Below are 22,765 nucleotides of genomic sequence, written 5' to 3'. Positions count from 1 at the left end.
GCCTGCGATAGCGTCACCTCGGTGTACCTGACATACCGAGGTGCCTGCATCGCGGGCAAGCCCGGCTCCCACACAAGCCCCCTCCCACATTTGACTGTATTTCAATTCAGAATTTGTATGAGGACACCGTTTTGCGCTCGACCGAAGTTGTGATCATTGGCGCCGGCGCGGCAGGCTTGATGTGTGCGCTGACTGCCGCCGGGCGTGGGCGCAAGGTGATGTTGCTCGACCATGCGAACAAGGCCGGCAAGAAGATCCTGATGTCTGGCGGTGGCCGCTGCAACTTCACCAATATGTACACCGAGCCGGCCAACTTTCTCTCGCACAACGCGCACTTCTGCAAGTCCGCCCTGGCCCGTTATACCCAGTGGGACTTTATCGGGCTGGTGGCCAAGCATGGCGTGCCGTACCACGAGAAGAAGCTCGGCCAGCTGTTTTGCGATAACAAGTCCAGCGACATCCTCGGCATGCTGCTGGATGAATGCATCCAGACCGGCGTGAGCCTGCACCTGGATACGTCCATCGAGGAAATCGCCAAGCTCGACAACGGCTATCAGCTGCAGACCACCCTGGGTGAGCTGCGCTGCGAGTCCCTGGTGATCGCCACCGGTGGCCTGTCGATTCCAACCTTGGGCGCAACAGGTTTTGGTTATCAGGTGGCCAAGCAATTCGGCCATGAACTGCTGCCAACCCGTGCAGGGCTGGTGCCGTTCACCATCACCGACCAGCTTAAAGAACTGTGCGGCGAGTTGTCCGGCACCTCAGTGGATTGCCTGGTCAGCTGTAACGACCAGAGCTTTCGCGAGAACATCCTGTTCACCCACCGCGGCCTGAGTGGGCCAGCGATTTTGCAGATTTCTTCGTACTGGGAATCCGGCGACACGGTTGAGATCAACCTGTTGCCCGACCACGACGCCCATACCTGGCTGCAACAGCAACAGGTCGAGCGCCCCAACAGTGAGCTGAAAACCCTGCTGGGTGAGATATTCACCAAGAAGATGGCCAATCTGCTGGCGGAAACTTGGTTCGTGTCCAAGCCGATGAAGCAGTACACCCACGCCGAAATCGCCGAAATCGCGCAAAAACTGTCGAACTGGCAACTGGTACCAGCGGGCACTGAAGGCTATCGCACCGCCGAGGTGACGCTGGGCGGGGTGGACACGCGGGAAGTGTCGTCCAAGACCATGGAGTCGCTGAAAAGCCCGGGCTTGTACTTCATTGGTGAAGTGCTGGATGTGACCGGTCATCTGGGCGGGTTCAACTTCCAGTGGGCCTGGGCTTCGGGTTACGCGGCTGCGCAGTACGCCTGACACCACTCAAACCTTGAAATGCTATCCCCTGTGGGAGCTGGCTTGCCTGCGATGGCGGTGTTGGATTCACCACCGCCATCGCAGGCAAGCCAGCTCCCACATTTTGATTTGTTGTGTGTCAGGGAAGTATTTTGAGTATTGATGTGATCGCCACGCTTGCCGTGGCGTCCTTGATAGCTCAATTTAGCGGCATCGCCCCGGAAGGCTCCAGACTTCATGTCATCGACCTCGTTCAAGCAGTCCATGCGGCGCCTGTGGGCGCTGGATAAATTCAGCTACAGCGTACGGGTATTCATCGCCCTCACCGGCAGCATGGCGCTGTGCTGGTATCAGGATGAAATGACGTTGCTGATCCCGCTGTTCCTGGGGATTATCGCCAGCGCCCTGGCCGAGACCGATGACAGCTGGCAAGGTCGTCTCAATGCTCTGGCGGTCACGCTGGTGTGCTTTAGCATCGCCGCGCTGTCGGTGGAGCTGCTGTTCCCCTACCCCTGGATTTTCGCGATTGCCCTGGCCCTGGCCAGTTTCGGCTTGACCATGCTTGGCGCCCTGGGTGAACGCTATGGGGCGATTGCCTCGGCGACGCTGATTCTGTCGGTGTACACCATGATCGGCGTGGACCAGCGCGGTGGCGCCGTCACTGACTTCTGGCATGAACCGCTGCTGCTGGTGGCCGGTGCCGCGTGGTATGGCGCACTGTCGGTACTATGGCAGGCGCTGTTTTCCAACCAGCCGGTGCAACAAAGCCTGGCGCGGTTGTTCCGTGAGCTGGGGCGCTACCTCAAGCTCAAGTCCTCGTTGTTCGAACCGATCCGCCAGTTGGATGTGGAAGCGCGCCGCCTGGAACTGGCCCAGCAAAATGGCCGGGTGGTGGCGGCGCTGAATGCGGCGAAGGAAATCATCCTGCACCGAGTAGGCAATGGCCGGCCAGGCTCGAAAGTCAGCCGTTACTTGAAGCTGTACTTCCTCGCCCAGGACATCCACGAACGCGCCAGCTCTTCCCACTACCCCTACAACGCCTTGGCCGAAGCCTTCTTCCACAGTGATGTGCTGTTCCGCTGCCAACGCCTGTTGCGCCAGCAAGGCAAGGCCTGCCAGACCCTGGCCGAGTCGATCCAACTGCGCCAGCCGTTCATCTATGACGACAGCTTCGCCGAAGCCCTGGGCGACTTGAACGCGTCCATGGAGCACCTGCGTATCCAGAGCAACCCGGCCTGGCGTGGCCTGCTGCGTTCGTTGCGCGCCTTGGCGGCCAACCTGTCCACACTCGACCGCCTGCTCAGCGACGCCAGCAACCCCGACGCCCTGGCCGACGCCACCGACAGCAGCCTGCTTGACCGTTCACCGCGTAACCTCAAGGAAATGTGGACACGCTTGCGCACCCAACTGACGCCGACGTCCTTGCTGTTCCGCCACGCCCTGCGCCTGCCGCTGGCGTTGAGTATCGGCTATTGGATGGTGCACTTGATCCACCCATCCCAGGGTTACTGGATCATCCTCACCACCCTGTTCGTGTGCCAACCCAACTACGGCGCGACGCGGCGCAAGCTTGGCCAGCGGATCATCGGCACCGCCATCGGCCTCACCGTGGCCTGGGCGCTGTTCGACCTGTTCCCCAGCCCGCTGGTGCAATCGATGTTCGCCATCGCCGCCGGCCTGGTGTTCTTTATCAACCGTACCACCCGCTACACCCTAGCCACGGCGGCGATCACCCTGATGGTGCTGTTCTGCTTCAATCAGGTCGGAGATGGCTACGGGCTGTTCCTGCCACGCCTGTTCGATACCTTGCTCGGCAGCTTGATTGCGGGCCTGGCGGTGTTCCTGTTTCTGCCGGATTGGCAGGGCCGACGCCTGAACAAAGTGCTGGCCAACACCCTGACCTGCAACAGCATCTACCTACGCCAGATCATGCAGCAATACGCCGCCGGCAAGAGCGACGACCTCGCCTACCGCCTGGCTCGACGCAATGCGCACAACGCCGACGCGGCGCTCTCCACCACCCTGGCGAACATGCTGATGGAGCCGGGGCACTTCCGTAAGGAAGCGGACGTGGGCTTCCGTTTCCTGGTGTTGTCCCACACCCTGCTCAGCTATCTGTCCGGGCTCGGCGCACACCGCGAAACCCCACTGCCAGCGGAGGTGCGCGAGCATCTGATCGACGGCGCCGGGAATACCTTGGCGGCAAGCATCGATGAGATCGCCACCGGGCTGGCGAACAAGCAGCCGATTGCGATTCAGAGTGATGCCGAGGAAGCGCTGGCGGCGGAGCTGGAGCAGATGCCGGATGAAATCGATGAAGGGCAGCGGTTGGTGCAGACGCAGTTGGCGTTGATTTGTCGGCAGTTGGGCCCGTTGCGCACGTTGGCGGCGCATCTGATCAAGGATACCGGCGAGGCTTAGATCGCTATCGGGGGCAAGCCCCCTCCCACATTTTGATGTGTGAACACAGTCAAGCGTGGGAGGGGGCTTGCCCCCGATGAGGCCCACAAGAGCACTACATTCCATGCTCCTTCATCAACCTTGCATAGCTGCCATCCGCCTTCATCTTGGCAATCTCCCGGTCAAAGCTCGCCACGATCTGCGCATGTTCCGGGTTCTTCAGGCTGACGAGAATATGCAGGCTGTTCTCACTCAACGGCTTGGGCAAAAACTCCACCGCATTGCGCACCCGGGGTGACTCCCGCGCCAGGTAGTAGCGGGCGACAAACTCATCCTCCAGCGTCAACTTCACCCGCTGTGCCGCGAGCATGCGCACGGCCATGGCGAAGTTGTGCACCGGTACTTTCTGCAACTGGGCATCCTGGTCGAAGGCGGCCGAGTAGGCATACCCGCGCACCACAGCGATGGATTTGCCATGCAGCTGCTCCAGGTTCTGATAGTCGATGGGGTCATCGCGACGCTTGATGAAACGCACGCGGTTGAGCAGGTATTCCCCGGAAAACTGCCCCAGGTGCGTGCGGTCATCGTCGTACCAGGCATTGATCAGCACGTCGTAGCGCCCATCACCGACCCCCATCAGTGCGCGAGCCCAGGGCACTTGCTCGAAATCGCTGGCGTACCCGGCACGGGCCAGCGCCGTACTGACGATATCGGTGGCCAGCCCGCCATTGATCAAGGTCGAATCAGTGAACGGTGGCCAGGCATCCGCAACCAGACGCAAACGCTGCGCCAGCGCCGGTTGGGCCAGCAACAACACTGCGATCAAAGCAACGGCACGAGAAAATCGCGGCATGCTCATAGTCCTTGGCGGGCAGGCGATGGCCTGATAACAGTAGCTCATCAATGAGCCTGCATTGCAGATTACACAAAGAAGTCAGCGGCGAACGCAGAGAATGATGGCAAATTGACGCCATTCACAAAAATGCACGATTTAGACAGCAGCCGCCGACGCGCTTACTATCCGGTACAGGCATTTCCAAGAGCACACATCATGACGGTTGATTGGGTTTGTAAGCATCACGACGATTTGGGCAAAGAACAGCTCTACGCCATCCTGCGCCTGCGCAGCGAGGTGTTTGTGGTAGAGCAAAAATGCGTTTATCAGGACATCGACGGGCAGGACCTGTCGGGCGATACCCACCACCTGATGGCCTGGAAAAATGATGAACTGGTGGCCTACCTGCGCCTGCTGGACCCGGAGTCCCAGGGCGGCGACGTGGTGATCGGCCGAGTCATCGTGGCCCCCTCGGCACGCGGCACTGGCCTGGGACACCAGATGATGGAAGAGACGCTCAAACAGATTGACGATATCTGGCCGCAAATGCCGATCTTCCTGTCAGCCCAGGCGCATTTACAGGGGTATTACGGGCGGTATGGGTTTGTGGTCGCGGGTGAGGAATACCTGGAAGACGATATTCCCCATATCGGTATGCGGCGCGACTGAGGGCCTCATCGCAGGCAAGCCCCCCTCCCACATTTGGACTGTGTTCACACATCAAAAAGGTGGGAGCTGGCTTGCCTGCGATGGCGCCAGTATGGTCACCGCCGAGCTTCAGGGATAGCCCAACACCTGCTTCACCGAAGCCAGGTTTGCCTCAATCCAAGCCTTATCAATCGCCCCCCAGCTGCGTATCCGATAGTGCCCGGCATGGTTGCGAGCACCGTCTTCCTGTTCGAACTCACACACGATATCCAGGTCCGCCAACGCCGCAATCGTGTCCTGGGCCGTGCGCCGAGGCATGCCGGTGACGTCGGTCAGCGCCGGGACACTGCTGGCCAGTTGGCTATCAATCAGATACGCCACGTACAGACGGCGATAGAAGCTGCTTTTGGTCTTGCTCACGTCCATGGTCGGTGCCTTGTGCAGTCAGGGTTTGCCTTGCAAATCGCGCCAGGTGAGGTACACCCGCAGGTCGAATTCCACCTGATGGTAGCCCGGCATCATGTAGTCGCAGAGTTTGTAGAACGCCTTGTTGTGGTCCGATTCCTTGAAGTGCGCCAGCTCGTGCACCACGATCATGCGCAAAAACTCCGGCGCGGCTTCCTTGAACAGCGCGGCAATACGGATCTCTTTCTTGGCCTTGAGGTTGCCGCCCTGCACCCGTGAGATCGTGGTGTGCAAACCCAGCGCGCGATGGGTCAGGTCCAGGCGGTTATCGAACAGCACTTTGTCGATGGCTGGCGCGTTGCGCAGGTGCTCCTGCTTCAACGCCAACGCATAGGCGTACAACGCCTTATCGCTCTGCACCGCGTGGCGCTCGGGATAACGCTGCTCCAGGTAGGCGCCCAACTGGTCCTTGGCGATCAGTTGGCGCACCTGCTCCTGGAGCGCGGCGGGATAGGCCTGGAGGTATTTCAACGCGGTCATGGGGTCTGCAACAGGGTTCGAAAGGTCGCCAGTGTAGCGAATTCAAAGCAGACGAGGGTGGGACCAGGCAGCAACTTCCTCCGCCATCAAGGGGTGCGCCGCCAACGGCCCCTGGATAAACAGGCAACCATTGGCCTTGAGCCACCGGGCTTGCTCCGGTGTCTGAACACCCTCGGCGATGACCAACACATCAAAATGCCCACACAGCTGGATGATGCTGCACGCCATCGCCGCATCCCGCGTCGAGCCCGGCAGGCGAGCCACCAGCTGCGGGTCCAGCTTGAGCGTGTCGAACTCCAGATCACGCAGATGGGCCAGGGAACAGCGGCCCGAGCCGAAGTCATCCAAGGCAATGCGCACGCCAATCTGGCGTAACAACTTGAGCTGTTTGGTGGAGTCCTCAAGGTTGCTCATCAGGCAGTCTTCGCTGATTTCCACCTCCAACTGTCGCCCCTGCAACTCATGCTTCTCAAGGATCTGCTGCAACTGGTTCGCCAGGTTAGGCATGTTGAACTGGCTGCTGCTCAGGCTCACGCTCATCACCAGCTCCTGGTCGAAAGTGGCTTGCCAGGCTTGGCGCTGAGCCACGACCTGTTGATAGATCCAAGCACTCAGTTGGCTGATCAGGCGAGCCTCCTCCAGCAACGGCAGAAACAGCCCTGGAGGTACGTCGCCGACACTCGGGTGCTGCCAGCGCAACAATGCCTCAACGCCACGCAAACGTCCGTCCTCCATTGACACCTGCGGCTGGTACACCAAGGTGAAATCCTTGTTCTGGATGGCGGTGCGCACACTGTCTTCGAGCATCAGCCGCGAGCGGGCGCGGCCGTTCATGTCCTGATCGTAATAACGATACTGCTGACGCCCCGCACGCTTGGCTTCGTACATGGCGATATCCGCCGCTCGCAACAGACCGTTCAGGTCCGAGCCGCAGTCCGGGTAGGTCGCAATACCAATGCTGACCCCGAGCATCACATCCAAACCGTCGACCTGTTGGCACACAGATACCCGTTCGATCAGTTTTTCCGAAATTTTCGCCGCCTGCTCCGGGAATTCCAGCTCCAATAACGCGGTGAACTCATCCCCACCCATGCGCCCAAGAATGTCGTAGGAACGCAGGCACGCCTGCATCTGTTCAGAGACCCAGCGCAACACACGGTCGCCGGCGTCGTGGCCCAACGTATCGTTGACTCGCTTGAACCCATCGAGATCCAGGTACAGCAGCACCAGCGAAAGCTCGTTACGCTCGCTGCGCAGCAAGGTACTTTCCACCGCCTGATGAAAGCCGCGCCGGTTCAACAATCCGGTCAACGGATCGGTGACTGCCTGGAACTCCAGTTGCTGGTGCAGATGGCGCACCTCGGACATGTCCAGCACTGTCACCACCATGGCTTTCTGCTCGGCGGGCAGCGGTGCGCAAGACAAAGCCACCGGCACTTGCTGACCGCGGCTGGTGCGCAAGATCGCGTCGTGCAGGCGCCAGGTTTCGCCTTTGCGATAGGCCTCGTACATCGGAAAACCTAACCAGGCAGGCACGTGAGGCTTTTGCAGGAAACTCAAAAAACTTTCCCCCTGCAACTCAACCATCGTGGCGTTCAACAGGCGTGAAATCGCCGGATTGGCGTACTGAATCACACTGCCCTCGCCCACCACCAGAATGCCTTCGGCGGCGTTATCCAGCACCGAGGCATTGAAGGCGCGGGCGGACTCCAAGTCATGGCTCAGGCGCTGCAAGGCGCGACGATTGCGCTGGTGCTCCAGCAGGGCCTGGACCTTGGGCTTGAGGATATTCGGGTCAAACGGCTTGAACAGGTAATCGACGGCGCCACTGGCATAGCCTTCGAGCACTGCGGCGGGTGACTGGGCATTGGCCGTAAGAAAGATGATTGGCGTCATGCGCGTACGCTGGCTACCACGCATCAAGCGCGCCACTTCAAAGCCATCCATGCCGGGCATGCGCACGTCCAGCAGTACCAGATCAACTTCGTGGGCCAGCAGTAATTCCAGGGCTTCCAGGCCGGAAGCGGCGGTGATCACTCGCCAGTCCTCCCGCTGCAACAATGCACGCATGCTGATGAGGTTTTCCGGGTAGTCATCGACCACCAAGAGAACCGAACTGCCATCGCCGGGGTGTGGAGCGCAATCCATGCTACGTCTCTTCCTTGAGGGGCTGCACCGGTCACTTCTGCTACTAAGACCGGACAAACACTGAGGGCTCACTCTAGACCTCGTTCTAAAAAAGCAGAAGTGACACGGATGCCATCATTGCGCCAACGGCCAGGAAGCCGACTAACGGTCAAGCGCTACAGGCCACGCGGCATGGGGAACATGGCTTTTTGGCATTCTGTTGACGCCAATAAATTGCCAGCAATTGTTTAACAATCGGCTTGAACCCACCTATAAAGAACCCGTGCAGCCCTCGGGCTAAAGCCTTCAACCCTCGCAATAAGGCCAACACCATGATCGACCTTTCCACCTGGAACCTGAGCATTCCTGTCGGCTCCCCGCCTGCGACCATCGACACGCCAAAGCTGATGAGCGGCTTCAAAGACCAGTACTTCCAGGCCGAAGGCAGCAACGTGCAATTCTGGACACCGGTGACTGGCACCCGCACCGAAAACGCCATCTACCCGCGCAGTGAACTGCGTGAAACCTACGCCGACGGGAGGCTGCGTAACTGGACCTACCCGGAGGCGAACAACTTCCTACGTGCAACCTTGGCGGTTAACCAAGTGCCGTCATCCGGGAAAGTCGTGATCGGGCAGATCCACGCCTATGACAGCCAGAAGCCATTGATCAAACTCGAATACCAATTCAAGGAAAAAACCCAGACCGGCAACATCGTCGCCAAGGTGCGCATGCGCCCGGATGACGGTGAAGGCCGCGTGGTGACCATCGCGTCGAATGTACCGCTGGAGAAGAGCTTTACCTACGTGATCAATCTCAATAAGGCCGGGCTACTCAACGTGTACGCCGCTGATGGTGAGTGGAACGAACGCATTGGCGCGGCGTGGGGCGCGAAGCCGTTGTACTTCAAGGCGGGGGTGTATGTGCAGGACAACAGTGGGGATAGCAAGGAAGGGGCGCGGGTGACGTTTGCCAAGTTGGATATTGATCACGAATAAACCGCTTGCTTGCGTCGACTTCCAGTCGAAAAAAAGCCCGCATCACTGCGGGCTTCTTTGCAAACGCCTGAGGCTCAATTCACCTTAGCGTTCAACTCACCTTTCAGGTAACGCTGGTACATCGCTTCCAGGGAGATCGGCTTGATCTTCGAAGCATTACCCGCAGTACCAAACGCTTCATAACGTGCGATACACACATCACGCATCGCAGTCACAGTCGCGCCGAAGAACTTACGTGGGTCGAACTCGCTTGGGTTGGTAGCCATCAGGCGACGCATCGCGCCGGTGGACGCCAGACGCAGGTCGGTGTCGATGTTGACCTTGCGCACGCCGTACTTGATGCCTTCGACGATTTCTTCAACCGGTACGCCGTAGGTTTCTTTGATGTCGCCGCCGTACTGGTTGATGATCGCCAGCCACTCTTGCGGGACCGAGGAAGAACCGTGCATCACCAGGTGGGTGTTGGGGATGCGTTTGTGGATTTCCTTGATGCGGTCGATAGCCAGCACGTCGCCGGTAGGCGGCTTGGTGAACTTGTAGGCGCCGTGGCTGGTGCCGATGGCGATTGCCAGGGCGTCGACCTGGGTCTTTTTCACGAAGTCGGCGGCTTCTTCCGGGTCGGTCAGCATCTGGCTGTGATCCAGCACGCCTTCGGCACCGATGCCGTCTTCTTCGCCGGCCATGCCGGTTTCCAGGGAACCCAGGCAACCCAGCTCGCCTTCAACCGAAACACCACAGGCGTGAGCCATGGCGACGGTTTGTTGGGTGACGCGTACGTTGTACTCGTAGTCGGTCGGGGTCTTGCCGTCTTCGCCGAGGGAGCCGTCCATCATCACCGAGCTGAAGCCCAGTTGGATGGAACGCTGGCACACGTCCGGGCTGGTGCCGTGGTCCTGGTGCATGCACACCGGGATGTGCGGGAATTCTTCGATCGCGGCGAGGATCAGGTGACGCAGGAACGGCGCACCAGCGTATTTGCGGGCACCGGCCGAAGCCTGGACGATCACCGGGGAGTCAGTCTTGTCAGCGGCTTCCATGATGGCGCGCATCTGCTCAAGGTTGTTGACGTTAAAGGCTGGGACGCCGTAGCCGAACTCGGCTGCGTGGTCCAGCATTTGACGCATGCTGATAAGTGCCATTGTGTTGTCTCTCCCGATCGAGGGTCGTTAATCGTGCAAGCCTGCCGTAGCGGCGGCTGCTATTCAAGTTATTGCAGGCCAGGGTTAGTGCATCTGGCCTGCTGAATCGTTATTGCTGCTGAGCTCGACTCAAATTCCAGTGTGGAACCGAATCCATGTGGGAGCTGGCTTGCCTGCGATGGCAGTACACCCGTCACCGAATTCGCCAACTGACCCACCGCTTTCGCGGGCAAGCCCGCTCCCACATTTGATCTTCAGCGATCTCACTATTGGGCTTTACAGCCTCGCCCAATCAAATCATCGGTGGCGACCCAGTAAACCAGGCCTTCCTCACCTTTTGTGTGAAACGCCAACTGCCCGTCGCTGTACAGCACGCCCGAGGCGGCAACTTCTTGCTTGAGGCGGTAAACCTGGTCGGAACCGCCGAGGCGTACATCCACTGCGCTGCGGGCCGTATTGGCAAAGCGCCAGTTGACCTCGGCCTTGCTGTCGCAGGTCCAGGTGGTCCACTTGTCGGCAGGCTCAGCCTTGTTGAACATGTTCATGCTACTGCAACCAGCCAACAGGGCCAGTGCCGTCAGGGCGAATACGCCTTTCATTGCCAATCCTCGAACGGCGACCCAAGGGCCGCCACTGCTGTCGGTTAGTTGATCAGACCCATCAAGGGCAACCCTGTTCCTGACCGTTGGGCGCGGCGTCGTATTTCTCCAGCCGCTCATTGCCGATGCGCTTGTTGATCACCGGCATGGTTTCGGCTTGCCAGTCTGCCTGGTAGCAGCTGTGTTTATGCGGCGCATCGGCTCTATCCGCCTCGGGCGACACACGGGAGGTGCTGCCGCAGCCGGCCAACAGGCCCGCAGCGATCACCAATGCCAACGACTTGATCATGGGAAGGCTCCTTTTCCGGATCACGCGCTTTAACCTTTGGCTCGGGTTTCCAGCACTTCAACGGCCGGCAGCACTTTACCCTCGACGAATTCGAGGAACGCGCCACCACCAGTAGAAATGTAGGAGATCTGATCAGCAACGCCATATTTATCGATGGCCGCCAGGGTGTCGCCGCCACCGGCGATGGAGAACGCCGCGCTCTCGGCAATCGCCTTGGCCAACACTTTGGTGCCGTTGCCGAACTGGTCGAACTCAAACACGCCGACCGGGCCGTTCCACAGAATGGTCTGGGACGCTTTCAGCAGTTCGGCGAAGTTGGCCGCGGTTTGCGGGCCGATATCCAGGATCATGTCGTCGGCGGCCACGTCAGCGATCAGCTTGACGGCGGCAGCAGCGCTTTCGGCAAATTCCTTGGCAACCACTACGTCGACCGGCAACGGCACGCTGACCTTGGCCGCGATGGCGCGGGCGGTGTCGAGCAGGTCCGGCTCATACAGCGACTTGCCCACTGGATGACCGGCAGCGGCCAGGAACGTGTTGGCGATGCCGCCGCCGACGATCAGTTGATTGCAGATCTGGCTCAGGCTGTTGAGCACGTCCAGCTTGGTCGACACCTTGGAGCCGGCCACGATGGCGGCCATTGGCTGGGCCGGAGCGCCCAACGCCTTGCCCAGTGCATCCAGTTCAGCAGCCAGCAACGGGCCAGCCGCCGCGACCTTGGCGAACTTGGCCACGCCATGGGTCGAACCTTCAGCGCGGTGCGCGGTGCCGAAGGCGTCCATGACGAACACGTCGCACAGTGCAGCGTATTGCTGGGCCAGTTCGTCGCTGTTCTTTTTCTCGCCTTTGTTGAAGCGCACGTTTTCGAACAGCACGATATCGCCGGCTTTCACGTCGACGCCGTTCAGGTAGTCAGCCACCAGCGGCACGTCACGACCCAGGGCTTTGCTGAGGTAATCGGCTACAGGCTTGAGGCTGTTTTCGGCGGAGAACTCACCTTCGGTCGGACGACCCAAGTGGGAGCAGACCATCACGGCCGCGCCTTTTTCCAGGGCCAGCTTGATGGTCGGCAGCGAGGCCAGGATTCGCGCATCGCTGGTGACAACACCGTCCTTGACTGGGACGTTGAGGTCTTCGCGGATCAGTACGCGCTTACCTTGCAGATCGAGGTCGGTCATCTTCAACACGGTCATGGGTCGCAGTTCCTGAATTACTGTTGAGGTTGTTTAGAAGCGATGTGCAGATAGTGTTCGGCAACATCCAGCATGCGGTTGGCAAAGCCCCATTCGTTGTCGAACCAGGCCAGGATGTTCACCAGCCTTGGGCCGGAAACGCGGGTCTGGCTGGCATCGACAATCGCCGAATGCGGGTCATGGTTGAAATCACAACTGGCGTGGGGCAACTCTGTGTAGGCCAATAGCCCCTTGAGCGGGCCGCTGGTGGCGGCGTCACGCAGAATCCGATTGACCTCCGTCGCATCGGTGTCGCTGACGGTCTGCATGGTGATATCCAGGCAAGACACGTTCACCGTCGGCACCCGTACGGCTTTGGCCTGGATTCGCCCGGCAAGTTCCGGCAAAAGGCGTTCGATACCACGGGCCAAACCGGTGGACACCGGAATCACCGACTGGAACGCCGAACGCGTGCGGCGCAAGTCTTCGTGGTGATAGGCGTCGATCACCGGCTGGTCGTTCATCGCCGAGTGAATCGTGGTGATCGACACATAATCCAGGCCGATCGCCTGATCCAGCAGGCGCAACAACGGCACGCTGCAGTTGGTGGTACAGGAAGCATTGGACACCAACAGTTCATCGCCCGTCAGGCAATCCTGGTTGATGCCATAGACGATGGTGGCGTCGACGTCCGCGTCGCTGGCCATCGGCTGGGAAAACAGCACACGGGGTGCACCTGCGTCGAGAAAACGCTGGCCATCGGCACGGGTGTGATAAACACCGGAGCATTCCAACACCAGATCGACGTCCAGCGCCGCCCAGTCGATGCCCTCGGGAGTGGCACTGCGCAGCACTTTCACGCAGTTGCCATTGATATGCAGACAATCGCCGTCGACCCGCACTTCACCGGGGAAGCGGCCGTGGGTGGAGTCAAAGCGTGTCAGGTATTCGATGCTGGCCATGTCGGCCAGGTCGTTGATCGCGACAATTTCAAACCCGGCCGCCGCCCCTCGCTCGAACAGAGCACGCAAGACGCAACGACCAATGCGGCCGTAGCCGTTGAGTGCAACTTTGTAGGGACGCGGTTGAGGCATGGGGTTCTCGATCAATGTTAGTTCGGTGTTGAATGTTCTGACGCTATCGCGGGCAAGCCCGCTCCCACATTAGACCGCAATCCATATGTGGGAGCGGGCTTGCCCGCGATAGCGCCAGTACAGACAACGCAGACTGACTTAGTCTTCCAGCAGCTCTTCAGCCTGACCCAGGATGTTTTCCAGGGTGAAACCGAACTCTTCGAACAACGCTGGCGCCGGCGCCGACTCACCGTAGGTGGTCATGCCGATCACGCGGCCTTCCAGGCCCACGTACTTGTACCAGTAGTCGGCGTGAGCCGCTTCGATGGCGATACGCGCACTGACCTGCAGCGGCAGTACCGATTGCTTGTAGCCGGCGTCCTGGGCTTCGAACACGCTGGTGCATGGCATGGAAACCACACGCACGTTACGGCCTTGTGCGGTCAGCTTGTCGTAGGCTTGAACGGTCAGGCCCACTTCGGAACCGGTGGAGATCAGGATCAGCTCCGGCTCGCCGATGCAGTCCTTGAGCACATAGCCGCCACGGCTGATGTCGGCGATCTGCGCGTCGGTACGTACCTGGTGTTGCAGGTTCTGACGCGAGAAGATCAGCGCCGAAGGGCCGTCCTTGCGCTCGATGGCGTGTTTCCAGGCCACCGCGGATTCCACCGCGTCGGCTGGGCGCCAGGTGTCCAGGTTCGGCGTGGTACGCAGGCTGGTCAATTGCTCGACCGGCTGGTGCGTCGGGCCGTCTTCGCCCAGGCCGATGGAGTCGTGGGTGTACACATGGATCACGCGCTTCTTCATCAGCGCGGCCATACGTACGGCGTTGCGGGCGTATTCCATGAACATCAGGAATGTCGCGCCGTAAGGCACCAGGCCGCCGTGCAGGGACACGCCGTTCATGATGGCGCTCATGCCGAACTCACGTACGCCGTAGTACATGTAGTTGCCGCTGGCGTCTTCAGCCGACACGCCTTTGCAGCCTTTCCACAGGGTCAGGTTGGAGCCGGCCAGGTCAGCCGAACCGCCGAGGATCTCAGGCAGCAGTGGGCCGAAGGCGTTCAGGGTGTTCTGGCTGGCTTTACGGCTGGCGATGGTCTCGCCCTTGGCCGCGACTTCAGCGATGTAGGCCGAGGCTTTTTCCGAGAAGTCGGCAGGCAGGTCACCGGCCAGGCGGCGTACCAGCTCGTTGGCAAGCGCCGGGAATTCAGCGGAGTAGGCAGCAAAACGCTGGTCCCACTCGGACTCGGTCGCCCGGCCTTTTTCCTTGGCATCCCATTCGGCATAGATGTCGGCCGGGATTTCGAACGGACCGTGGTTCCACTTCAGGGCTTCACGGGTCAGGGCGATTTCCGCGTCACCCAGTGGGGCGCCGTGGCAGTCTTCTTTGCCTTGCTTGTTCGGCGAGCCGAAACCGATGGTGGTCTTGCAGCAGATCAGGGTTGGCTGCTCGCTCTTGCGGGCGGTGTCGATGGCGGTCTTGATCTCTTCCGGATCGTGGCCATCGACATTGCGGATGACCTGCCAGTTGTAGGCTTCGAAACGCTTAGGGGTGTCGTCGGTGAACCAGCCTTCGACTTCGCCGTCGATGGAGATGCCGTTGTCATCGTAGAAGGCGATCAGCTTGCCCAGGCCCAGGGTGCCGGCCAGGGAAGCAACTTCGTGGGAAATGCCTTCCATCATGCAGCCATCACCCAGGAACACATAGGTGTGGTGGTCGACGATGTCGTGGCCAGGGCGGTTGAACTGCGCACCCAGGACTTTTTCAGCCAGCGCGAAGCCAACAGCATTGGCCAGGCCTTGGCCCAGGGGACCGGTGGTGGTCTCGACGCCTGGGGTGTAGCCGAATTCCGGGTGGCCCGGGGTACGGCTGTGCAGCTGGCGGAAGCTTTTCAGGTCGTCGATGGTGACGTCATAGCCGGTCAGGTGCAGCAGCGAGTAGATCAGCATCGAGCCGTGGCCGTTGGACAGCACGAAGCGGTCACGGTCGGCGAACGACGGGTTGCTCGGGTTGTGCTTCAGGTAGTCACGCCAAAGTACCTCGGCGATATCCGCCATGCCCATTGGGGCACCGGGATGGCCGCTGTTGGCTTTTTGCACGGCATCCATGCTGAGGGCACGAATGGCGTTGGCACGCTCACGACGGCTGGGCATCGCTGATCTCCTGGGGTTTGCTGAAAAGAAACGGAAAAAAGGACCGGCATTTTCCCTCAGCCACCGCTTGCGGGCAATGACAGATAGTCACTTGAGGGTGTTTTTCCTGTGCTTTGGGCGGCATTCGCCTGCAGAAACCTTTCAACGGTTCGTCTAAAGGCTATAGCGGTTGCTTATAACCGCCACTTATCGATCAATATCAAAACTTTTTGATATTGACCTTGCGGGGATTCCCCCCCATCACTAGACTGCTGGCCTTATGAACCTACCCGTGCCCTCCCTGCGTCCCGACGACGGCGATGAGCTGGCAGCCTTGTGCAAGGCCGCTGGTGATCCGTTGCGCCTGAACGTATTGCGCGCACTGGCCAACGACTCCTTCGGCGTACTGGAACTGGCGCAGATTTTCGCCATTGGCCAATCGGGCATGAGCCACCATTTAAAGGTGCTGGCCCAGGCCGACCTGGTGGCCACCCGCCGTGAAGGCAATGCGATCTTCTATCGCCGCGCCCTACCCCACACCGAGCTGCTCGGCGGCAAACTGCATGCTGCGTTGCTGGACGAAGTGGACAGCCTTGGGCTGCCGACAGATGTGCAGTCGCGTATCGCTCAGGTGCATGGGCAGCGCGCCGCCGCCAGCCAGGACTTCTTCTCACGGGTCGCAGAGAAGTTTCGCGCCCAGCAGGACTTGATCGCTGGCTTGCCCCAGTACCGCGAAAGCGTACTGGCGTTGTTGGACAAGCTGAGCTTCAGTGAAGAAGCAACCGCATTGGAAGTCGGCCCTGGGGATGGCGGTTTCTTGCCGGAACTGGCGCGCCGCTTCGAGCAGGTCACGGCATTGGATAACAGTCCGGCCATGCTGGAACTGGCACGCCAACTGTGCGAGCGAGAAGCACTGGAGAATGTCAGCCTGCAGTTGGCCGACGCCCTGAATCACACCAGCCTGCGGGCCGATTGCGTGGTGCTGAACATGGTCTTGCACCATTTCGCCGCCCCCGCCGACGCCCTCAAGCAAATGGCCGGGTTGCTGCACCCCGGCGGTAGCCTGCTGGTTACGGATTTATGCAGCCACAACCAGAATTGGGCCAAGGAGGCCTGCGGTGATCTTTGGTTGGGTTTTGAACAGGACGATCTGGCCCGTTGGGCCACCGCTGCGGGACTCGTTCCCGGGGAAAGCCTCTATGTAGGTTTACGTAATGGTTTCCAGATCCAGGTCCGCCATTTTCAGCGACCGGCTGGCGACACTCACCATCGGTAAATATCAGGAAAACATCGAGATGAGCGAATACTCCCTTTTCACCTCCGAGTCCGTGTCTGAAGGGCATCCGGACAAAATCGCCGACCAGATTTCTGATGCGGTGCTGGACGCCATCATTGCTCAAGACAAGTTCGCCCGCGTGGCGTGCGAGACTCTGGTGAAAACCGGTGTAGCGATCATCGCTGGCGAAGTGACCACTTCGGCCTGGGTCGACCTGGAACAGATCGTCCGTGATGTGATCACCGACATCGGCTACAACAGTTCCGACGTCGGCTTCGACGGCGCGACCTGCGGCGTGATGAACATCATCGGCAAGCAGTCCCCCGACATCAACCAGGGCGTGGACCGCGCCAAGCCTGAAGATCAGGGCGCTGGCGACCAGGGCCTGATGTTCGGCTACGCCAGCAACGAAACCGACGTGCTGATGCCGGCACCGATCACCTTCTCGCACCAGTTGGTGCAACGCCAGGCCGAAGCCCGTAAATCCGGCCTGCTGCCGTGGCTGCGCCCGGACGCCAAGTCCCAGGTGACCTGCCGTTACGAAGGCGGCAAAGTGGTGGGCATCGACGCCGTTGTGCTGTCGACCCAGCATAACCCGGACGTGTCCTACACCGACCTGCGTGAAGGCGTGATGGAGCTGATCGTCAAGCACGTGCTGCCGGCCGAACTGCTGACCAAGGACACTCAGTTCCACATCAACCCGACCGGCCAGTTCATCATCGGTGGCCCGGTGGGTGACTGCGGCCTGACCGGCCGCAAGATCATCGTCGACAGCTACGGCGGCATGGCCCGTCACGGCGGTGGCGCGTTCTCCGGTAAAGACCCATCCAAGGTTGACCGCTCGGCTGCCTATGCCGGTCGCTACGTGGCCAAGAACATCGTCGCGGCTGGCCTGGCTGAGCGCTGCGAGATTCAGGTGTCCTACGCCATCGGTGTGGCCCAGCCTACATCGATTTCGCTGAACACCTTCGGCACCGGCAAGATCAGCGACGACAAGATCATCAAGCTGGTGCGTGAGATCTTCGACCTGCGTCCTTACGCGATCACCACCATGCTCGACCTGCTGCACCCGATGTACCAGGAAACCGCGGCCTACGGCCACTTCGGCCGTACCCCAGCGCAGAAGACTGTCGGCGACGATACCTTCACCACGTTCACCTGGGAAAAAACCGACCGCGCCAACGACCTGCGCACCGCTGCCGGTCTGTAATCGCTCTAGGTACTCAAGGCCCCGCCGGGTTAGCCCGGCGGGGCTTTTTATTGCCATGGGGTTTGCGGACGACGATCACATTTTTTGGATCCAAACCTTGCAGGCCAAATGATGGCCCTCTAGAATCCGCGCCCTCTCGGGCCCTTCACCTTAATCTGGATATTGCACTGCGCCCGCCCGAGACGGATAAGCGCGCAGGCAATCGAACATTGAGGTTTTTCATGCGCATTTCCACGCTCGCCCCTGCCGCCCTGCTGCTCAGCCTGTTCACCCTGCCCGCTCACGCCGCTGACCTGAGCGCACTGAGCGGAGCCCTGAGCTCCCAACTGGGTAGCGGCAATTCCGGCGACTGCCAACAACACGCCAAAGACCTGCAAGCCAAGATCGATGCCGCCAACGCTCAGAACGACGTTCTGAAAGTAAAGGCATTTGAAGCCGCGCTGGAACAGGTAAACAAAGGCTGCAACAAAATCGCCGAGTCTCAAGCCAAAGTCGACGCCAGCCAGCAAAAGCAGCAGGCCAAGGCGCAGAACAACGACGCAGTGAAAGCCTTGGGCGGCCTGTTCAAGTAAGCAGAAACACCCGGTAAAAAGCCCCGCTCGTTCGGGGCTTTTTTGTGGCCGCGTGGATCACTTAGGCTGGACGCCCTTTTCGAGCAAGGATGCTCATGATGCGCCGGCTAATTGTTCTACTGCTCAGCATTCTGCCTTTTTGGGTCGGGGCCGAAGAGTGCTCCGACCTGACCCGCTCACAGTTTGACACCCTGGCCCGGCAAGTCCGCCTGTGGGATGACAACTACCACCGACTCGGCCAGCCCTCCGTCAGCGACGAACTCTACGACCAGGCCCGCCAGCGCCTGGACCGTTGGCGCGAATGTTTTCCCCAGCCCACGTCGAGCACTGACAATCCCCTGGCAAGCTCACGGGGCACCCTGCCTCATCCGATCGCACACACCGGCCTGGAAAAACTGCTGGATGAGTCGGCCGTCAGCGACTGGCTCAGTTCCCGTGAAGACGCCTGGATTCAACCCAAGGTCGACGGCGTGGCAGTGACCTTGGTGTATCGCGGCGGACGCTTGAATCAAGTCATCAGCCGGGGCGACGGCATGCTCGGCCAGGACTGGTCAGCCTCTGCCAGTAAAATCGCCGGCATCGTCCAGCAGTTGCCGGAACCGGTCGACGTGGTGTTGCAAGGCGAGCTCTATTGGCGCCTTGAAGCGCACGTGCAGTCTGCACACGGAGGGATCAGTGCCCGTAGCAAGGTGGCTGGCTTGATGAACCGCCATCAGTTGAGTGACGTCGAAGCCGCCGGAGTCGGCCTTTTCATCTGGGCCTGGCCAGAGGGCCCGGCCGACTTCTCCGAGCGCCTGGCGACCCTGGCACGCTGGGGGTTCACCGACAGCGGGCGTTACAGCCAACCCATCAAGCACATCAGCGAAGCCGTCCATTGGCGCACGCATTGGTACAACCAACCGCTGCCCTTTGCCAGCGATGGTGTGGTGCTGCATCAAGCGGCCCATGCACCCGCCGACCGCTGGCAAGCCAGTGCACCTTACTGGGCGGTCGCCTGGAAGTATCCACCCGCCAAGGCCCTGGCACTGGTACGCGAAGTGCAATTCAAGATTGGTCGCACCGGGCGTATTACGCCCATTCTGGAACTGGAACCGGTACGCCTGGATGATCGGCAGATCCGTCGGGTCAGCGTGGGCTCCCTGAATCGTTGGCAAACCTTGGATATTCGCCCCGGAGATCACGTTTCCATCAGCCTGGCCGGGCAAGTGATTCCCCACCTGGACGAGGTCATCCTGCGCAATGAGACGAGGGTGGACGTGCAAGTACCCAACGTCCACGCCTTCCATGCCTTGAGCTGCTGGCAATTGGACCCAGGCTGCGAGGAACAACTGCTTGCTCGCCTGACCTGGTTGAGCGGCAATCAAGGACTGGCCTTGCCCCATATGGGCCGCGAGACCTGGAACGTATTGATCCAGGCCGGTCTAATCGCAGGCTTTCTCGATTGGTTAACCCTGGATGCAGCAGAGCTTGCTAACATTGATGGCTTCGGTGACCGCCGTCGTACGCGAGTGCTCGACAGCATCCGCAGCGCCCGGCAGCAACCCTTTGCACAATGGCTGAAAGCCCTGGGCGTACCGCCTTCGGCACGCAATAACCTGGAAGGCGGCTGGCAGACCCTGGCCAGCCGGGACACGCAAGCCTGGCTAGCCACCGACGGCATCGGCCCCGGTCGTGCGGCGCAACTCAGCGCTTTTTTTCGCGACCCGCAAGTGCAAGCGCTGGCTGAAACATTACACACGGCCGGGATAGACGGGTTTTGAACCCAGGCCAACAACCTTTGACCCACGGCAGAATTCACCCTGCCATCGGATTACGACCCTGGAGCCCCACATGAAATTTTTTGCCCCCATTGCCCTATTGACCGTCGCAAGTTTCATGGCCACACCGCTGCTGGCAGCCGAAGAGGCGTCCCCCCTCACCGGCTGCGCCGCCAAGCGCCAGGCCATCAGCACCCAGATAGAACAAGCCAAGGCTCACGGCAACAGCGAGCAGCAGGCCGGCCTGGAAAAAGCCCTCAGCGAAACCACCGCCAACTGCACTGATGCCTCCCTACGCAAAGAACGCGAAAACAAGGTGCTCGACGCCAAGCACGAAGTCAGTCGCCGTCAGGCCGACCTCGACAAGGCAATGAAAAAAGGCGACGCCGACAAGATCAACAAGCGCAAGGACAAGCTCGCCGAGTCCCGCAAAGAGCTGCAGGATGCAGTGGAAGAACTCGACAAGTAAAACCGGTCAGTGGTCCCGGAACTGTTTATGGCAGGCGGTGCAGGCATCTTCGACTTTCTGCACCGCAGGCCCCAGGTTGCTGGCTTTGTAAGGCTGGACCTGGCTGGCGATCACCAGCTCACCGGTGGCCGTCTCCAGGTTGCGGGCCAGCTCCTGGAAGCGTGCCTGTTGTTGCCACACGTTATCCTTGGCGCTGGTGTGGTCTTCCTCACGCACGCTGGGAAAATGTTTCCACGGCTCATGGGACAACGCGTCCAGCTTGACCGCGCCGTCGGCAAATTTTGCGCCGTCGAACGGGATGCGCCCGCGCAACATGCCACCCAAGTCTTCGCCGGTCTTGAGCATCTGCTTGAAGATCGCCTTGCGCTGACCCAGGGGTGAGTTGGGGTCAACGCCGCCACAGGCGGACACAGTCAGGCAGGCCAGCAATACCACAGTCAGTTTTTTAAAAGTCATGATGGCTTCAAGGTCACGGGAAACGGCGGCCAGTATCCTCGCCCCGCCCATAAAGACCAATAGCCCTATTAACAATAAGGGTTGCCCGTTTGCGCGAACGCACGGGCGATCGCTTCAGGAATTGCTTGTATGAATCTCACCTTCAAACCCTGGGGCCGCCTGGCGTGGGCTCTACCGATGATCGCGCTGCTGGCCGGCTGTGACGGCGGCAAAGAGGCCAATAAACCGGAAGCCGCCAAACCCCACGCCGTCGCCACGTATGTAAGCGCACCGTGGGAAGCCTTGCCCAGCGTGTCCGACAGCGACCTGCTGGCCGGCTTTGAATCCTGGCGCAGCGCCTGCCAGCGCCTCAAGGCCGACCCGGTGTGGGGCGCCACGTGTGCCGCAGCCGTAGGCGTGCCAGGTAATGCGGTGGCAGTTCGTGGTTTTCTCAAGGAGCATCTGGATGTATTCGGCCTGCGCTCGGCTGACAATACCCCGAACGGCTTGATCACCGGCTACTACGAACCGGTCTACCCCGGCAGCCTGACCGAAACCACCACCGCCCATGTGCCGGTGTACGGCGTGCCGGACGACCTGATCATCGTCAACCTGGAAAGTATCTACCCCGAGCTCAAGGGCAAGCGCCTGCGCGGCCGCCTGGAAGGTCGCGTGCTCAAGCCCTATGACGACGCCGGCACCCTCAACAGCCAAGGCTCGACCGCCAAGCCGATTGCCTGGTTGACCAACCCGATGGACCTGCAATTCCTGCAAATCCAAGGTTCAGGCCGTATTCAACTGGCGGGCGGGCGCCAGCTACGCGTGGGTTACGGCGACCAGAACGGCTATCCCTATCGCCCGATTGGTCGATGGCTGGTGGAGCAAGGCGAACTGAAAAAAGACGACGTGACCATGGGCACCATCAGTGCCTGGGCCAAAGCCAACCCGCAACGCATTCCAGAGCTGTTGGCGAGCAACCCGAGCTACGTGTTCTTCAGCGCCCGCCCCGACAGTAACGAAGGACCACGTGGTTCGCTGAACGTACCGTTGACGGCCGGTTATAGCGTGGCGGTGGATCGCAAGGTGATCCCACTGGGCAGCCTGTTGTGGCTGTCCACCACCAAACCCGACGGTTCACCGATCGCCAGGCCCGTCGCGGCGCAGGACACGGGCGGCGCAATCACCGGAGAAGTGCGTGCGGACCTGTTCTGGGGCACCGGTGATGCGGCGGGTGAATTGGCGGGCAACATGAAGCAGCAAGGGCAGATCTGGATGCTCTGGCCCAAGGGCGCAGCGCTGCCGCAGGTTCCAGATGCACCCGCCGGAACCTGATCGAACACTAATGTAGTGAGCGGGCTTGCCCCGCCCACTACAAAAGCCCAGCATGATCGGCGTC

General features: G+C 60.4%; 21 protein-coding genes. 10 read left to right on the top strand and 11 right to left on the bottom strand.

Features of this window, described 5'->3' with window-relative positions; genetic code table 11:
• Positions 1-131: 131 nt before the first annotated feature.
• Both AC07V4_RS02840 and yccS read left to right on the top strand, forming a co-directional pair.
• Entirely contained in the window at positions 132-1,310 is a 1,179-nt protein-coding gene (locus AC07V4_RS02840; protein WP_492634917.1) for a BaiN/RdsA family NAD(P)/FAD-dependent oxidoreductase, read from the top strand.
• Positions 1,311-1,526: 216 nt separating this feature from the next.
• Positions 1,527-3,710, top strand: a complete 2,184-nt coding sequence (gene yccS / locus AC07V4_RS02835; RefSeq protein WP_492634918.1) for a YccS family putative transporter — start codon at positions 1,527-1,529, stop codon at positions 3,708-3,710.
• 94 nt (positions 3,711-3,804) lie between these two features.
• Here the strand turns inward: yccS and AC07V4_RS02830 are convergent, their stop codons facing one another.
• Positions 3,805-4,542, bottom strand: a complete 738-nt coding sequence (locus tag AC07V4_RS02830) for a substrate-binding periplasmic protein (protein ID WP_492634919.1) — start codon at positions 4,540-4,542, stop codon at positions 3,805-3,807.
• Between the two features lie 198 nt (positions 4,543-4,740).
• Here AC07V4_RS02830 and AC07V4_RS02825 point away from each other — a divergent pair, with 198 nt between their 5' ends.
• Complete coding sequence (locus tag AC07V4_RS02825) at positions 4,741-5,193, top strand: GNAT family N-acetyltransferase (protein ID WP_431750729.1); 453 nt, start codon at positions 4,741-4,743, stop codon at positions 5,191-5,193.
• A gap of 108 nt (positions 5,194-5,301) precedes the next feature.
• Here AC07V4_RS02825 and AC07V4_RS02820 read toward each other — a convergent pair whose 3' ends face one another.
• The 3 genes from AC07V4_RS02820 to AC07V4_RS02810 are packed head-to-tail and all read right to left on the bottom strand — an operon-like array spanning position 5,302 to position 8,265.
• A complete protein-coding gene (locus AC07V4_RS02820; protein ID WP_431750730.1) occupies positions 5,302-5,598 on the bottom strand; it encodes a winged helix-turn-helix domain-containing protein in 297 nt (98 codons plus the stop codon).
• A gap of 18 nt (positions 5,599-5,616) precedes the next feature.
• Positions 5,617-6,117 (bottom strand): M48 metallopeptidase family protein, encoded by a 501-nt coding sequence (locus AC07V4_RS02815; RefSeq protein ID WP_431750731.1) that lies wholly within the window; start codon positions 6,115-6,117, stop codon positions 5,617-5,619.
• Positions 6,118-6,159: 42 nt separating this feature from the next.
• A complete protein-coding gene (locus AC07V4_RS02810) occupies positions 6,160-8,265 on the bottom strand; it encodes a putative bifunctional diguanylate cyclase/phosphodiesterase (protein ID WP_492634920.1) in 2,106 nt (701 codons plus the stop codon).
• A gap of 311 nt (positions 8,266-8,576) precedes the next feature.
• On the opposite strand from AC07V4_RS02810, the gene AC07V4_RS02805 reads away from it, so the two are divergent.
• On the top strand, positions 8,577-9,242 hold the full coding sequence (locus AC07V4_RS02805; RefSeq protein WP_492634921.1) for a polysaccharide lyase family 7 protein: 666 nt from the start codon (positions 8,577-8,579) through the stop codon (positions 9,240-9,242).
• Positions 9,243-9,316: 74 nt separating this feature from the next.
• Here AC07V4_RS02805 and fba read toward each other — a convergent pair whose 3' ends face one another.
• The 6 genes from fba to tkt all read right to left on the bottom strand — a co-directional run bounded on the left by fba (position 9,317) and on the right by tkt (position 15,671).
• A complete protein-coding gene (gene fba / locus AC07V4_RS02800; RefSeq protein ID WP_003177554.1) occupies positions 9,317-10,381 on the bottom strand; it encodes a class II fructose-bisphosphate aldolase in 1,065 nt (354 codons plus the stop codon).
• 266 nt (positions 10,382-10,647) lie between these two features.
• Positions 10,648-10,980 (bottom strand): MliC family protein, encoded by a 333-nt coding sequence (locus AC07V4_RS02795; protein ID WP_492634922.1) that lies wholly within the window; start codon positions 10,978-10,980, stop codon positions 10,648-10,650.
• Between the two features lie 61 nt (positions 10,981-11,041).
• Entirely contained in the window at positions 11,042-11,269 is a 228-nt protein-coding gene (locus AC07V4_RS02790) for a hypothetical protein (protein ID WP_492634923.1), read from the bottom strand.
• A gap of 29 nt (positions 11,270-11,298) precedes the next feature.
• On the bottom strand, positions 11,299-12,462 hold the full coding sequence (locus tag AC07V4_RS02785) for a phosphoglycerate kinase (RefSeq protein ID WP_492634924.1): 1,164 nt from the start codon (positions 12,460-12,462) through the stop codon (positions 11,299-11,301).
• 17 nt (positions 12,463-12,479) lie between these two features.
• Positions 12,480-13,535 (bottom strand): erythrose-4-phosphate dehydrogenase, encoded by a 1,056-nt coding sequence (gene epd, locus AC07V4_RS02780; RefSeq protein ID WP_431752008.1) that lies wholly within the window; start codon positions 13,533-13,535, stop codon positions 12,480-12,482.
• Positions 13,536-13,673: 138 nt separating this feature from the next.
• Complete coding sequence (tkt, locus tag AC07V4_RS02775) at positions 13,674-15,671, bottom strand: transketolase (protein WP_492634925.1); 1,998 nt, start codon at positions 15,669-15,671, stop codon at positions 13,674-13,676.
• Positions 15,672-15,930: 259 nt separating this feature from the next.
• Here tkt and AC07V4_RS02770 point away from each other — a divergent pair, with 259 nt between their 5' ends.
• From AC07V4_RS02770 to AC07V4_RS02750, 5 genes are all read left to right on the top strand, one after another.
• Positions 15,931-16,926, top strand: a complete 996-nt coding sequence (locus tag AC07V4_RS02770) for an ArsR/SmtB family transcription factor (protein WP_492634926.1) — start codon at positions 15,931-15,933, stop codon at positions 16,924-16,926.
• A 19-nt stretch (positions 16,927-16,945) separates the two neighbouring features.
• Positions 16,946-18,136 carry a methionine adenosyltransferase gene (gene metK / locus AC07V4_RS02765; RefSeq protein WP_431749973.1) on the top strand — a complete coding sequence of 397 codons (1,191 nt, stop codon included), beginning with the start codon at positions 16,946-16,948 and terminating at the stop codon, positions 18,134-18,136.
• Between the two features lie 221 nt (positions 18,137-18,357).
• Complete coding sequence (locus tag AC07V4_RS02760; protein WP_431749972.1) at positions 18,358-18,708, top strand: hypothetical protein; 351 nt, start codon at positions 18,358-18,360, stop codon at positions 18,706-18,708.
• Between the two features lie 95 nt (positions 18,709-18,803).
• Positions 18,804-20,468 (top strand): NAD-dependent DNA ligase LigB, encoded by a 1,665-nt coding sequence (gene ligB / locus AC07V4_RS02755; protein WP_492634927.1) that lies wholly within the window; start codon positions 18,804-18,806, stop codon positions 20,466-20,468.
• 70 nt (positions 20,469-20,538) lie between these two features.
• A complete protein-coding gene (locus AC07V4_RS02750; RefSeq protein ID WP_492634928.1) occupies positions 20,539-20,934 on the top strand; it encodes a DUF1090 domain-containing protein in 396 nt (131 codons plus the stop codon).
• 6 nt (positions 20,935-20,940) lie between these two features.
• On the opposite strand, the gene AC07V4_RS02745 is transcribed toward AC07V4_RS02750, so the two are convergent.
• Entirely contained in the window at positions 20,941-21,390 is a 450-nt protein-coding gene (locus tag AC07V4_RS02745) for a c-type cytochrome (RefSeq protein WP_492634929.1), read from the bottom strand.
• Positions 21,391-21,519: 129 nt separating this feature from the next.
• Between AC07V4_RS02745 and mltA the strand changes: the two genes are divergently transcribed.
• Positions 21,520-22,701 carry a murein transglycosylase A gene (gene mltA / locus AC07V4_RS02740; protein WP_492634930.1) on the top strand — a complete coding sequence of 394 codons (1,182 nt, stop codon included), beginning with the start codon at positions 21,520-21,522 and terminating at the stop codon, positions 22,699-22,701.
• Positions 22,702-22,765: the final 64 nt, after the last annotated feature.

It is taken from the genome of Pseudomonas sp. GW821-FHT03A09 (genome assembly GCF_059421065.1).
Note: the sequence above shows the minus strand (reverse complement) of the source record. Positions and strands in the feature narration are given on the sequence as shown.